At 62.3% G+C, this 239-nt stretch carries 1 protein-coding gene; it reads left to right on the top strand.

Features of this window, described 5'->3' with window-relative positions:
- The coding region (locus tag SB816_RS34650) for an ATP-binding protein (protein ID WP_410548580.1) at window positions 1-239 on the top strand (239 nt) is incomplete at both ends.

The raw sequence follows: 239 nt of genomic DNA on the forward strand, positions 1-239 counted from the left end.
TCACCAGGCTCGACTTCGTCATCATGGACGAACTGGGCTATCTCCCATTTGCCCAGGCGGGCGGCCAGCTCCTCTTCCACCTCATCAGCAGGCTCTACGAGCGGACGTCCATCATCGTCACGACGAACCTGGCCTTCGGCGAGTGGCCGGCCGTATTCGGCGACGCCAAGATGACCGCCGCTCTGCTCGACAGGCTCACCCACCATTGCGAGATCGTGGAAACCGGGAACGAATCCTGG

It is taken from the genome of Achromobacter sp. SIMBA_011, from assembly GCF_046535435.1.
In the GTDB taxonomy this organism is placed as follows: Bacteria; Pseudomonadota; Gammaproteobacteria; order Burkholderiales; family Burkholderiaceae_B; genus Achromobacter; species Achromobacter dolens.